This window comes from Frankia sp. RB5 (genome assembly GCF_059816245.1).
The window spans coordinates 1-13,816 of the sequence record NZ_JCBATA010000029.1; the positions used below are offsets into that span (position 1 = coordinate 1).

Below are 13,816 nucleotides of genomic sequence, written 5' to 3' on the forward strand. Positions count from 1 at the left end.
GACCCGCGCGAGCGGGCGGGTGGCTGTGAAGCGGGAACCGGGCACGGCCACGGCCGGTCAGACCCGGGGTGCCCCACCGAAAGGTGAGGCGGCATGAACAGCGCTATCCAGCGCTCTCATGCAACGGGCCAAACCGTCACAGGGGGCATCCCGTCACGGGGGACCGTCGCGTTAGAGGGGGACCGTCGGGTCGCAGGGGACGTCGCGTCAGAGGGGGACGGTCGCGGCGACGTGGGTACCGGTTCCCGGCGCGGAGGTGACCCGCAGGGTGCCGCCGATCGCGGCGAGCCGGGCCCGCAGGCCGGCCAGGCCCGTTGTCGCGGCGTCCAGGCCCGGGCCCGCGTCGGTGATCTCGAAGGACAGCCCGTGGTAGGTCCCGAGGACGGTGACGGTGACGGGTGCGCCGGCGGCGTGCTTCTGCGCGTTGCTCACCGCCTCCAGGCAGGTCAGGTAGACGGTGCTCTCGACGATCGGCGGGTAGCGGCGGGCCCGCACCGCTGGGGCGATGCGCAGGGTGACGTCGTGGGCCTCGCGGAAGCTCAGGGCGAGCGCGGCGGCCAGCCCGCCGTCGCGCAGCGGTCCGGGGGTGATCCCGGCAGCGGTCTCGACGAGCAGCTGGTGGGTGCGGTCCAGCCGGGATTCGAGGTCGGCGAGCGCGTCCGGCAGGGTGTTCTCGTCGGCTTCACCACTGGCCAGCGTGTGCTCGACGACGGCCGCCGCGAACTGCAGCGAGACCAGGTGGAGCTGGGCGCCGTCGTGCAGGTCGCGCTCGAGGGCGTGGCGTTCGCTCTCCATCCTGGACGCGGCCCGGTAGCGGGTGTCGGCGATGGTCGCGAGCGTCTCCTGAGCGTGGCCGCGGGCGGCGCGAGCCGCCGCGCGCGCCGACGCGGTGGTCACGACGACGCCGAGCACCGCCGCCAGCGCCGCCACCGATGCCTCCGCCGCCGCGAAGGCCTTTGCCGCCGTGGCGGACGCGTCCGTCGCCCCGGCTGTCCCTGCCGCGTCGGTCGCCTCCACCGCGCATGACCTGACCGCCGGACCCGCGACCGCCGTGGGCCCGGCCGCAGCGGGTCCGGCCGCCGTCGGCAGCCACACGGCCGGCAGGGTCACCGCGAGCTGGGCGACCTCGTCGCCGTGCCGGTACACGGGCCGCCTGACGGTCGCGAGCTCTGGGCGGGGAGGCGCGCCGGGGGCCATCCAGAGGTGCTCGCGCGGACAGATCGGGTCGCTGACCTCGATCGCGACCCGCATCGCTGCGATCCGCTCGCCGATCCACGCTGCCACCGGCCGCAGGTCGCCCGCGCGCGGCCCGGTCGCGGGCAGCGCCGCCGCCACCCGCAGGACACCCCCGGGCAGGTCCTCCTCCACCGGCCTGGCCGGCGCCAGGTCGGACAGCGGCATTCCCTGCCGATCTACCGGATCGAGCGCACGCACACCGGACAGACTGCCCGACTCCGGCGGTACCGCGCAGCGGTTCCGGCACTCCCGGCGTGGGACGTGGCGCAGGTCGTCCACAGGTCCGCGTGGACCATCCACAGTCTGCGAACGCATGTTCGACAGTCCGGTCTGCCCCACCTACGGTCAGGCCATGGTCAAGCGTGGCTGGTGGGGCCTGGTGCTATCGGCGATCTGCCGGATCTGCCGTCTCCTCCTCGGCGGGTGCGGGCGTGACGTAGCCGGTCTGGATGAGGCGGCTGCCGCGCCGCGTGCACAGCAGCGCCCGGCCGGGGGGCAGGTCGCGCGGTTTGACGCCGCCGAGCAGCGGCCCCTCCCCGCGCGGGCAGGACAGGGCGATGTCGGGGGTGTTGAGCTCCTGCATCCGGCGCAGCAGCGGGTCCATCGACATCCGCATCAGGCCGGCGGCCGCGCGGGCGACGATGACGTGCAGGCCGATGTCGCCGCCCTGCGGCAGCAGCGGCACGAGCCCGGCGAGCGGGTTGTCGTGCCCGGTGAGCAGGTCGTAGTCGTCGACGAGGACGAACAGCAGCGGTCCGCTCCACCAGTCCCGCCGACGCAGCCGCGCGGGGGTGATGTCGGGGCCGGGCAGGCGCGGGGTGAGACCGGCGGCCGCGTCGCGGGCGGTGGCCTTCGTGCTGTCGGGGGAGACGGAGTAGCCGAGCCGGTAGGCGTCGGGCACCTCGTCGAACAGGCCACGCCGGTAGTCGACGGCCATGATCCGGGCCTGCGCCGGGGTGTAGCGCGTGATGATGGCCCGGGCCATCAGGCGCAGCAGGTTGGTCTTGCCGCTCTCGTCGTCGCCGAGCATGGTCAGGTGGGCCTGGCTGGCGAAGTCGTGCCAGACGGGTTCGAGCCGGTGCTCGTCGACGCCGAGGGCCACCCGCAGCTCGCCGTCGGCGGGCGGCGCCGGCAGCTGCTCGGCGGGCAGCACCGCGGGCAGCGTGCGTACCGCGCGCACCCGCGGCCCAGGCCAGCAGTCGACCACGGAGTCGACGAGGTGGCGCGTGCCGTGGGCGAGGTCGTCGATGCGGGACGCCCCGTCGATGCGGGGCAGCGCGGCGATGAAGTGCAGCTTGGCGTCGGTCAGTCCGCGGCCGGGCAGCTTCGGCACGGCGGCGGCCGCCCGCAGGTCGATGCCGGACTCCACCGGGTCGCCCAGGCGCAGCTCCAGGCGGCTGCCCAGCTTGTCGCGCATCGTGTGGTGCACCTCCGACCAGCGGCCGGCGGTGAGCAGCAGGTGAATCCCGTAGTTCAGGCCGCGCGCGGCGATCTCGCGGGCGGCCTCCTCGACCGCGTCGAACTCCTGGCGCAGGACGAACCAGCCGTCGACGGCGAGGAACAGCTCGCCGAACTCGTCGGGCGGCGCGTGGCCGGCGGCGACGGCCTCCCGGTAGGCCGCCATCCCGGCGACCCCGAGCTCGGCGAACCGGCGTTCCCTCTCCCGCAGCACGCCGAGCAGCTCCGCGACGGTCCGCCCTACCCGGTCCGGGTCGTGCCGGCCGGTGACGCCGCCGACGTGCGGCAGGTCGGCGATGCTCGCCAGCGAGCCGCCGCCGAAGTCAAGGCAGTAGAACTGCGCCTCGCGCGGCGAGTGGGTGAGCGCGAGGCCGGCGATGACGGTCCGCAGCAGCGTGCTCTTGCCGCTCTGCGGCCCACCGGCGATGCCCAGATGCCCACCCCCGCCGCCGAAGTCGAGCACGAGCAGGTCCCGCACCTGCTCGAACGGTTTGTCGATGACGCCGATGGGGGTGCGCAGCCAGCCGCCGGCGCCCGACCCGCCCTCGGTGCCGACGCCGAGGGGGCGCAGGCCATGCTCGGGGTCCGGCAGCAGCGGCGGCAGCACCTCGTCGAGTGGCGGCGCCTGGTCCAGCGGCGGCAGCCACACCCGGTGCGCCGGCGGTCCCTGACCGACCAGCCGGCCGACGAGCACCTCCATCACCGTGCTGGACGTCTCCTCCGGATCGTCCCGGTGGTCCTCGGTGCCATCGGTGGCGCCGCCCGAGCCCGCACCGGAGCCGGCCGCGTCCTCGCTGGCGCCGCTCGTGCCGTCGGGGCCGGGCGGGGCGGTCGAGGGCAGGGGCGCGGGAGCCGTGTCGTAGGGCAGCACCTGGCTGGAGATGACCTCCTGGCGGATCCGGGTCGAGCGCAGCCGGTAAGGTCCGGACACGTACGCGGCCTTGAACCGGGTGATCGTCGCGACGTCGGAGCGCAGGTAGCCGTTGCCGGGCGCGCCCGGCAGCTCGTAGGCGTCGGGCACGCCGATGACCGAGCGCGACTCCATCGCGGAGAACGTGCGCAGGCTGATCCGGTAGGACAGGTGCCCCTCCAGCTGGTGGATGCGGCCGTCGTCGAGGCGCTGCGAGGCGAGCAGCAGGTGCACGGCCAGCGACCGGCCGAGGCGTCCGATCATCACGAACAGCTCGATGAAGTCGGTGTGCGCGGCGATCAGCTCGCTGAACTCGTCGACGACCACGAACAGCGTCGGCAGCGGGTCGAGCGCGGCGCCCGCCACCCGGGCCTGCTCGTAGTCACGCACCGAGCTGAAGCCGCCGGCGGCGCGCAGCAGCTCCTGGCGGCGGACGAGCTCGCCGCGCAGCGCGTCGCGCATCCGGTCCACCAGCGCCGCCTCGTCGGCCAGGTTGGTGATCGTCGCGGACACGTGCGGCAGCCGGTCGAGGCCGGCGAAGGTCGCGCCGCCCTTGAAGTCGACGAGCACGAAGTTGAGCGTCTCCGACGAGTGCGTCGCCGCGAGCGCCAGCACGAGGGTGCGCAGCAGCTCGCTCTTGCCGGAGCCGGTGGCGCCGATGAGCATGCCGTGCGGGCCCATGCCGTCCTCGGCGGACTCCTTGATGTCCAGCTCGATGGGGGAGCCATCGGCGGCCACGCCGATCGGCACCCGCAGCCGCTCGCCGGCCGCGCGGGCGACCCAGCCGGGGCGGGGGTCGAAGCGTTCCAGGTCGCCGAGGCCGAGCAGCTGCGGCAGGTCGAGGTCCGCGGCCAGCCCGTCGGCGACCTGCTCGCCGCTCACCCCGGCGCTGTGGCGGGCGAGCAGGCGGGCGAGCGCGGTGACCCGCACGGCCGAGAGCCGGTCCGGCGCGGCCAGGTGGGTGCGCACCTCGCGGCCGACCCGGTCGTGCTCCACCGAGTGGACGTCGACGCCGGTGATGTCCAGGCGCAGCCGCTGGCGGGCGTTGCCGCCGTCGTGCGCGTCGAAGTCGACGAGGACGGCGTTGCGGTAGCCGGACACGAGGAAGCGCGAGCCGGGCTGGATGCGCCCGCCGTCGTTCACGACGATGACGAACGGTTCGGCTCGCGACGGCGCCGTGCCGGTCTCGAACCGGGCCCGCTCCCCGAAGTCGCGCCCGAGCAGTCGTTCGACCTCCTCCAGGGACTCCCCGACCAGGCGCACCGGCCCCGCGGCGTCCGCGTCGGCGGAATGCTGGGCGTGCGGCAGCCACTTGACCCACGACCACTCGGCGCGCCGTGGTGCCGCGGCGGACACGGCGATCCGCAACTCGTCCGGGGCGTGGAAGGCGACGAGCTGGGCGAGCAGCGCCCGGGCGAACCCGAGCGCCGCCGCCCGGTCGCCGTCGAGGCGAATGTGCGCGAACCCTCGGATGTACAGGGCCACCGGCTGGTGGGGAATGGTGGTGTAGGCGCGGGTGAAGCGTCGCAGCGCCTTCGCGGACACGGGTTCGAGGTCCTCGACCGGGCTGGTCTGCAGGGGTGTGATCCGCACGGCGAGGCGCTGCGTGCCGGTGCCGACCCGGACCTCCCCGAAGTCCGGGTGGCTGGGCCGGCGTTCCCACAGCCGGCTGGTGAGCACCAGCGACCACAGCGACTCAGGGTCGGGATGGCGCCAGGCGAGCGCGTCGCGCTGCTTCTCCGCGTAGCGGCGTACCTGGCGCCGGGTCTGGGACAGGTAGCGCAGGTAGTCCCGGCGTTCCCCGCCCACCTTGTCGCGCCGCGTGCTCGACTGGGTCAGTGCCTGCCCGGCGCCCATCCCGGCCATGCCCAGGCCCATCATCGCCATCATGATCAGCCCCATCGGGCCGGCGTGGGACGAGCCGCCGACGAAGTAGAACATCATCCCGCCGGACATGAGCAGCGCCGGGATGACCATCATCAGCGTGCGCATCCCGCCGCCGGTCACCTCGGCAACGACCGGCGGCTCCTGCAGCGTGATGTCCCCGTGCGGCATCTCCGGGCCGGTGCGGCGGGCGGGCCGGCGGAACGGGACCGTGGTCATGTCGCTTACACGCGCCCGGCGCGCGCCGCGGTTTCCGCATGTTCTGTGACCTGGGTCACGTGCGTGAACGGTAGTCGAGGCCCCTCGCGTGCGGGAGGCATGGCAGGCAGCAGCACGGCGCAGGTGTGCCGGCTCCTCGTCGTCGGGCCGACGAGCCGCATCGACCTGTCCGTTCCCACCCATGTGCCGCTGGCCGACCTGATGCCCGCGATGCTGCGCGGCCTTGGCCCCGACCTCGCCGACCGCGGGCTGGAGCACAGCGGCTGGGTGGTGCAGCGCCTCGGCGAGGCGCCCCTGGACGAGGACCTCTCCGTCGCCGACCACAACCTGCTCGACGGCGACGCCGTGCACCTGCGCCCCCGCTCCGACCAGATTCCCCCGCTGGACTTCGACGACCTCATCGACGGCGTCGCCACCGGCATGCGCGCGCGGGCCGGGGTGTGGCGGACACGGACGAACCGCGCCGCCGGCGCCCTGGTCATGGCGTTGACGCTGCTGGCGGCGCTGGCGATGCCGCCGTTGCGGGGGCCGGGGCACCCGGGCATGCCGGTCGCGGCCGGCGCGGCCGTGCTGGTCCTGGGGGCGGCGCTGGCCACCGGGATGATCCTGCGTGACCGGCTGCTGGGCACGCTGCTCGCCTGCGCCGGGGTGGCCTTCGCCGTCGAGGCGGTGGAGCTCGCCCTGCTCACGCCATCCGGCACCGGCAGAGTGCCGTCGGTGGCCGCGCTGCTGCTCGTCGGCGCCGCCGTGACCATCGTCGTCGGCCTGCCGATGCTCGCCGCCGTCGCGGATCGGCGCACCGTCCTCGCGCCGGTCGCCACGGCACTCGCCACCCTCGCTGTGGCGACCGGCGCCGCCTACGGCCTCGCCGCCGGCGCCGGCCTCGGCTGGTCCGACACCGGCGCGGTGCTGGCGCTGGCGACCGCGGCGGCGCGACCCCTGGTGCCGATCACCGCGTTCAAGCTCGCCGGGATGGCGCTGCCGCCGCTGCCAATCGAACCGGACGAGCTGCAGGACGACATCGACCCGGAACCCGGCCCGGAAGTGCTTGCCCGCACCGCCGCCGCCGACCGGCACATGACCGCGCTGCACCTCGCCTGCGGACTGGTCACCGCCGCCACGCTGTCACTGCTCGCCACGGCACCCGGTCGCATCCCCGCCCTCCTCGTCCTCCTCGTCGCGCTCGCCCAGCTGCTGTCGCTGCGGCCGATGACGAGCGCCTGGCACCGCGCCGCCCTCGGCCTGCCCGCGCTCGCCGGGACGCTCGCGCTGCTCGTCGCGGTCACCTGGCGGTCCCGGGCGGGCGGTCCGGGGCTCGGCGTGGCGGTCGCCGTCACGCTGCTGCTCGCGGGAGCCGCCGGCCTCGGCGCGCACCTCCTGCCGCGGCGGCGGTTGACGCCGATCTGGGGTCGCATCGGCGACTGGGCGCACGTCGGAACCCTCGTGCTGGCCATCCCGCTGCTGGTCTGCCTGCTGGGTGGGATCACCCTCGTCCGATCGCGGGTGGGCTGACATGCAGTCCCGCCGCGACCAGGTCGACGCCCAGAGATACCTGCTGGGCCGGCTGACCAGCGCCCTGGTGCGCGCCGAGCCGGACGCACTCGAGCTGCCCACCCGCCGCGACCGCCGCGGCCTGGTGGCCGGCATCCTCGCCGCGCTGCTGATGCTGGCCGGCATCGCGATCTGGGCGCTGCTGTTCCCCGGCGGGTCGACGGCGTGGCGCCAGCCCGGCAAGCTCCTCGTCGACAGTTCCACCGGCAGCCGGTTCCTGCTGGTCGGCGGTGAGCTGCGCCCGGTGCGCAACGTCGCCTCGGCACGTCTGGTCACCGGCGGCGCCGTCGACCCAGTGAGCATCGGCGGGTCGAAACTGGCCCGGCTGCCGCGCGGCGCGCCCGTCGGCATCGCCGGCGCACCTGACCTGCTACCCGGCGCCGGCCTGAACGCCGGCGTGTGGCGCGCCTGCGCCGGCTCCACCGCCGCCGACGCGGTCCGCCTGCAGATCGGCGCCGTCCCGGCGGTGCCCGGGCGCCGGCTCGACAGCGGGCACGGCACGCTCGTCACCGACGGCGACCGCACCTATCTGCTGTGGGAGCGCCGGCGCCTCGCGCTGGCCCGGCCGTGGGCCGCCGACGTGCTCGGCTACGGCGACACCGTGCCGGTGGCCGTTCCGCGGGCCTGGCTCGACCTCGTTCCCGCCGGGCCGGACCTCGCCCCGCTGGACGTGGCCGGCCGCGGCAGCCCGGGTCCCACCGTCGGCGACCGGCCCGCCACCGTCGGCCAGGTGTTCACCGCACCCGGGCCCGGCGGGCGCGGCGCCGTGCACTACCAGCTGCTCCCCGACGGGCTCACCCCGCTGAGCGCGACCCGCGCCGCCCTCGCCGAGGGGGAGGCGGCGGGCACCCCCGAACAGCCCATCACCGCGGCGGAGCTCGCCAGCACCCCCCGCTCGGCCCGGTCCGCGGCAGACGATCCGCTGCCCGCCAGCCCGCCGCCGCTGCGCCTGCCAGCCCCCGGCGAGGCGGTCTGCCTGGAGACCGCCAGCCACCCGGACGACAGCACCCTCACCCCCGTCCTCGCGGCCCCGCCCACGGTGACGGGAACTCCCGCGGCCGGCGGCGTCAGCGTCGCCGTGCGTCCCGGCGGTGGCGCGCTGCTGGTCGCGCGGGCCGACGTCGCGGCGCGCGACCAGCAGGTGGCACTCGTCGACGGCGCCGGCCTTCGCTACCCGATCACGAGCGACGCGCTGACGGCGCTCGGCTACCAGGCCGAGCAGACGACCGTCGTGCCGGCCCGGCTCGCGGGGCTGCTGCCGTCCGGACCACCCCTGGACACCCCGAAGGCCGGGTGAACCCCGGCCGCTCCAGACCCGACCCCGCCCCGCGCATCCGACCCGACAACCCTGAAGGAGGGCACCGCAGATGGCCGACCCACTGCTTGTTTCCGATGAAGCCAGCACCGTCGCCATGATCCTGGCGTTCGACGAGTGCCAGGACGAGTGCGTCAAGATCCAAGGGACGATCGACACCGCGGCCTCGGCCCTGCGCTCGCAGTGGGGCGGTGTCGCGGCGGCCAAGTACCAGGAGGCGATCGGCGCCTGGCAGCAGGGCTTCAACGAGGTGAAGGCCGCGCTGAACCTGCTCAACGAGTCCATGGCCAGCTACGCCAAGATCACGACCAGCACCGAGGACAACACCGCGATGCTCGGCTCCAACTGGGCCACCGGCCTCACCTGAGCCCGGCGCTCTCCCCTCCCGTAAGGAGCAGACCGACATGGCGACCTACAACTTCAACCCGAACGGCGCCCTCGACACCGCCGCCGAGCTCGCCTTCGTCAACACGCAGCTCGAGCAGTCCCTGAGCACACTCACCCAGAAGGTGAACGCCTTCATCACCGCCAACGAGGGGCAGGCGCCGGCGAACTACACCCTGGCCCAGCAGCAGTGGAACAAGGGCCAGGTGGACATGAACGCCGCCCTCGCCCTGGGCAAGCAGCGCCTTGAGGAGATCCACAACGAGTACGTCCTCGGCGACAACCGCGGGGCGAACGTCTTCGGCCAGCTCATCTGAGACCTCTGCCCCTCTCGGACTCCAGACGGTCCGAGACCACGGCCGGCGCGTCGATGGTGGTCCCCGCCGCCGACGCGCCGGCCGTCCGCCCGGCCCCGGCGGCCCGCGTGGCTCCCCTCCACCCACGGGCCGCCCGGGGTCGGCCTCGGGCGGCCGAGTCCGCCGCGCCCGCGAATCCGCCCGCACCCCGCGAGACCGTCCCCCGCACGCCGGACGACAGGAGAGTGCCCAATGGCCGAGAACATCGTCATCGACGAAGCGACGCTGACGAGGCTGAAGACGGAGTACGCGACCCTGCTCGACGACATCGACACCCGGATGAGCACCTACAAGTGGGGAAACAGCCCGGGCTCACGGCTCAACCTGGACGAGCAGTTCCCGCTGCGTCTCGGCGGTGCCGACTTCGCCGCGGCCGTGAGCCTCGCCAAGGATCTGGAGAAGATACGCCAGAACCTCACCGGCCGCATCGGCGACACCTATACCAACGCGTCGAACCTGCGCTGGGGCCTGGAGTACCTGCTGGCGGACACCAACCACATCGAGCCGCTGAACAAGATGACGGCGGAGGAGTTCGAATCATACATTCCCACGAGCACGACCACGCCGGGAAGCGGCAGCAGTAGCGGCAGCGGGAGCTGACGGTGGCGACCGACAAGATCGAGGACGTGCTGCAGACCGTCCTCGGCTACACCCTCGGCACCACCGGCGGCGTGGTGAACAGCGGTGGCTCCACGAGCGGCGGCTCGACGAACGGCAACGGGAATGGCAACGGCAACGGCGGGCAGAGCTCCGGCTACACCGGCGGCAGCATCGACCCGCAGTTGCGCCCGGACACCGTCCTCTCCGCCGCCGCGCCGCTGTGGCTCATTCCCGACGAGCGCCACGAGCACTACGCGACCAGCGGCAGCGCGAAGCCCGCCTTCAAGAAGGGCGCGCTGACCTTCTGGCGTTGGATGACCAACGACTGGGGCAGTAACTACGAGTGGCTGACCCTCTGGGTCGGAGCGAAGACCGATTCCGGCGACGACGACCGCAACTCCTCCGATCCGAACCAGCAGTCCGGGTCGACCACCTCCACGGCGGCGACCAATCCGCTCATGGCAGTCGGCTCGGCATGGACGAATGCCGCGGGCGCCATCGTGAACGGCCTGGTCGGGCCCGGTCACGCGTTCGACCCGGACACGTTGGACGGCGTCAACCAGGCGCTGCAGGGCATCGGCACGTGGACAGGTGGTGTGCTGAAGAGTCTCGACGGCGACGTCGCGGGCATCGACACGAAGGCGGCGGCGTTCCAGGGTTCGGCCGCGCAGGCGTTTCGGGACCGCGTCGTGGCCGCCGAGAGTGGCATGAAGGGCGTGCTCGAGGCGGCCGCGGGCTGGAAGGGGCCGCTGGACAAGGCCGTGACGGCCGCGGGGAATTTCGTCAGAGCCCTGCAAGGGGACAACGCGTTCTGGATGGGCGAGCCCCTGCCCGGCGAGAGCCGCGCCGCCCTGCCCGGGCCGCGCGGGGTCTGGGTGCATCCGTTCAACCTCATCGTCGCGATGTTCAACGGGTCGACGGTGTTCGACAGCTACGGTACGGATCCCAACCGCAACCATTCGGGCGGCCTGTGGGAGACCGGCCGGATCCGCGGCGACCTCGGGTATGACGCCGCCGACGATGTCTGGCGGGAGATGTACATCCGCTTCCCGGAGTGGAGCGGCGTGACGGGCGACTTCGCCGTGCTGCGCCAGCCGTCCTGGCTTGTGGTCGACCAGGCGGTGCGCACGCAGTGGGCGAACAACGTGCAGAAGGCGTTCGCGCCGTCCCTGGCCGCGGCCGGAACGCTCATCACAGCGTTCACGGACGCCGCCGCGGCGATGAAACTGGCAAAGATGCCCCCGCCGCCCCCGCCCCGGCCGTACAACGACCCCAGCCTCGCCGGCGGCAACGGCAACAATGACATCAACAACATCCTCAACGAGATCGGTAACGGCTTCAACGGCATCGGGAACGGTTTCAACGGCATCGGGAACGGCCTGAACGGGATCGGGAATGGTTTCAATGGCATTGGTAACGGCCTGAACGGTCTCGGCAACGGTCTGAACGGTCTGGGGGGTGACTTCGGGAACGGCCTGAACGGGATCGGTAACGGTCTGAACGGTCTGGGGGGTGACTTCGGGAACGGCCTGAACGGGATCGGTAACGGTCTGAACGGTCTGGGGGGTGACTTCGGTAACGGCCTGAACAGCGACAACGTCCCGGGTAGCGGGGGAGGCGTTGATGGCCTCGGCGGCCTGAACGGGACCGGCACCCCCGGTGGTGGTGTCGACGGCGGTGGGGGAGTCGACGGCGGTGGCCTGCCCGCCTTCACCACGCTGGCGGCGACCCCTGGGGGCTCGGGTGCGAGCGGCTCAGGCGTGAACGGCCTCGGGGACGGCGGCCTGGGCACGTCCGGCCTGGGAGGCCTCGGCGGCGGGAGCACGCCGACGAACCTGGGCCAGCTCAGCCCCCAGCAGCTCAGCGCTCTGAAGGACTCCGGCGCCCTCAGCCAGATTCCGCTGACCGACGAACAGGCCGCGGCACTGCGTGACGCCGGGCTCGCTGCCCAGCCGGGCAGCACCCTGGGTGACCTGAGCCCTGAGCAACTGGCCACCCTGCAACGCGACGGGCTGCTGAACAACGTCCCGCTGTCCCAGGGGGACCTGAACACCCTGAGCCAGGCCGGCCTGCTCGGGCCGACGAGCGGCGCGGTCAACACGCTCGGTGACCTGAGTCCGGCGCAGCTTGCTGCCCTCGACTCGTCCGGCGCGCTGAACAACGTCCCCGTCACCGGCGCCCAGCTGGACCAACTGCGCCAGGACGGCCTGCTCGGCCCCAGCGCCGACGGCCTCAACTCCCTCGGCGACCTCAGCCCCGCCCAGCTCGCCGACCTCGGCAGGACGGGCATGCTCGACTCGATCCCCCTCACCCCCGAGCAGACCGCCGCCCTCAACCAGGCCGGCCTGCTCAGCCCCGCCGGCACGCAGTCCGCCGGCGCCGGCCTTACCAGCGGCCTGGGCGCCTCGGGCCTGGACACATCGGGTCTGGGCACGTCGGTCGGGGCCGGGGGTTCGGGTACCACGGGACTGCCCGACCTGGCGGGCACATCGGTGCCGAGCACCGCGTTCCCGACCACCATCGACGGCCTCAACGTCAACTCCCCGAGCGGCCTGCCGGGAACCGGCGGCACAGGCGTGCAGCTCGGCGACATCCGCCAGCCGGTCGTGCGGGCCGTGCCCGGTGTGGGCGGTGGCGGAGGCGGCATGGTCGGCACCGCGGGCGTCCTGCCGTCGAGCGGCGCCGACCTCGGCGCCCTCACCAGACTCGGCACGGTGGGGGCCGCAACGGCGGGGGCGGCGGGCGCGGCCGGCCTGCCCGGATCGTCAGCACTCGGTGGACCCGGCTCGTCCGGTGTCGCGGGTGCCGCGTCCGGGGGCGGCATGCCGTTCATGCCCATGGGCGGCATGGGCGGCGCGCCCGGCCAGGGACAGGGCCGCGAACGGCAGCGCAACACGTGGCTGACCGAGGACGAGGAGGTCTGGGGCACCGACCCCGAGTGCGCCCCCGCCGTCGTCGGCCGCTCCGACGCGCCGACACCCGACGAGCCCGAGACGGCCCAGCCACCGATCGTCGTGCCGCGGCCACCCGCGCGCGACCGCACCCGCCGCGGCCGGTAGCGAGCATCCGCCGAACCCACCGTGACGACACCTGAGGCGACGAGAGGAGAGAACCAGCATGACGCTGTTCGACGACAGCCTGATGGAAGCCGCGCTCGCGGAGCTCGCCCGCACCGAGGAGATCACCAGCCGGATCCGCACCGAGGGCGCCGCGGTCACCTTCGAGGCGAGCGATCGCAACCGGCTGCTGTCGGTGACGGTCGGAGCCCAGGGGGACGTCCGGGAGCTGCGCTTCCGCGGCGACGGCTACCGCGACCTCGCCCCCGCCGAGCTCGCCGACCTGCTGGTCAAGACGATCGAGCAGGCCCGGCTGGGCGCGCGGGCGAAGGCGCTGGCGGGGATGCGCGAGCTCATGGTCGACCTGCCGTCCCCCGTTGGCCGGCTCGGCGAGGTCGCGTCCGTCGACGAACTCGTCGAGGAACTCGCCGGCATGTTCACCCGCAACCAGCCCGACAGCGGCAAGCCGGTGGCCCCGCCCGACGGGGACGGCGTCTGGCGATGAGCGGCCAGGAGATCACGCAGGACGGTGACGCGATCGCCGCGAGAGTCCCGGCGGTCCACGCCTTCCAGGACCATCTGGTCACCGTCGGGAAGCTGCTGCACCAGGCCGCCACCACGGACTTCGCCGGGGACGCCAAGGACGAGGCCACCCTGATCGCCAAGGCCACCTTCACCCAGATCATGGACTCGTTCGGGAAGGTGTACGGCGCGCTGGGCCAGGCGGTCGGGCTGCAGGGCGACCGCCTGGACGCGGTGCGCCGCATCGGCGACCAGACCGAGTCGGCGGCGGCGCAGAGCGCCGGCTGGGACTCGGGCAGCCGCCACTGAGCGAACGCCACCGGGC

At 73.7% G+C, this 13,816-nt stretch carries 10 protein-coding genes; 8 read left to right on the top strand and 2 right to left on the bottom strand.

Features of this window, described 5'->3' with window-relative positions; translation table 11 throughout:
• Positions 1-207: 207 nt before the first annotated feature.
• Positions 208-1,401, bottom strand: a complete 1,194-nt coding sequence (locus AC6EXY_RS16935) for a sensor histidine kinase (protein WP_499817558.1) — start codon at positions 1,399-1,401, stop codon at positions 208-210.
• A gap of 217 nt (positions 1,402-1,618) precedes the next feature.
• Positions 1,619-5,707 (bottom strand): type VII secretion protein EccCa, encoded by a 4,089-nt coding sequence (gene eccCa, locus AC6EXY_RS16940; protein WP_499817559.1) that lies wholly within the window; start codon positions 5,705-5,707, stop codon positions 1,619-1,621.
• A gap of 99 nt (positions 5,708-5,806) precedes the next feature.
• Between eccCa and eccD the strand changes: the two genes are divergently transcribed.
• The 8 genes from eccD to AC6EXY_RS16980 all read left to right on the top strand — a co-directional run bounded on the left by eccD (position 5,807) and on the right by AC6EXY_RS16980 (position 13,800).
• A complete protein-coding gene (gene eccD / locus AC6EXY_RS16945; protein ID WP_101830357.1) occupies positions 5,807-7,219 on the top strand; it encodes a type VII secretion integral membrane protein EccD in 1,413 nt (470 codons plus the stop codon).
• 1 nt (position 7,220) lies between these two features.
• Positions 7,221-8,555 (top strand): type VII secretion protein EccB, encoded by a 1,335-nt coding sequence (gene eccB / locus AC6EXY_RS16950; protein ID WP_499817560.1) that lies wholly within the window; start codon positions 7,221-7,223, stop codon positions 8,553-8,555.
• A 70-nt stretch (positions 8,556-8,625) separates the two neighbouring features.
• Positions 8,626-8,940 carry a WXG100 family type VII secretion target gene (locus AC6EXY_RS16955; RefSeq protein ID WP_101830359.1) on the top strand — a complete coding sequence of 105 codons (315 nt, stop codon included), beginning with the start codon at positions 8,626-8,628 and terminating at the stop codon, positions 8,938-8,940.
• 37 nt (positions 8,941-8,977) lie between these two features.
• The gene (locus tag AC6EXY_RS16960) at positions 8,978-9,274 is read left to right on the top strand and encodes a WXG100 family type VII secretion target (protein WP_101830360.1); all 297 of its coding nucleotides are present in this window, start codon (positions 8,978-8,980) and stop codon (positions 9,272-9,274) included.
• Between the two features lie 231 nt (positions 9,275-9,505).
• Positions 9,506-9,913, top strand: coding sequence for a hypothetical protein (locus tag AC6EXY_RS16965; protein WP_101830361.1), 408 nt, complete (start codon positions 9,506-9,508; stop codon positions 9,911-9,913).
• 2 nt (positions 9,914-9,915) lie between these two features.
• A complete protein-coding gene (locus tag AC6EXY_RS16970; protein ID WP_499817561.1) occupies positions 9,916-12,972 on the top strand; it encodes a hypothetical protein in 3,057 nt (1,018 codons plus the stop codon).
• A 58-nt stretch (positions 12,973-13,030) separates the two neighbouring features.
• On the top strand, positions 13,031-13,474 hold the full coding sequence (locus AC6EXY_RS16975) for a YbaB/EbfC family nucleoid-associated protein (protein ID WP_101830363.1): 444 nt from the start codon (positions 13,031-13,033) through the stop codon (positions 13,472-13,474).
• Positions 13,471-13,800, top strand: a complete 330-nt coding sequence (locus AC6EXY_RS16980; RefSeq protein ID WP_499817562.1) for a hypothetical protein — start codon at positions 13,471-13,473, stop codon at positions 13,798-13,800. Before AC6EXY_RS16975 ends, AC6EXY_RS16980 begins: the two co-directional genes overlap by 4 nt.
• The last annotated feature ends 16 nt before the right edge of the window (positions 13,801-13,816 follow it).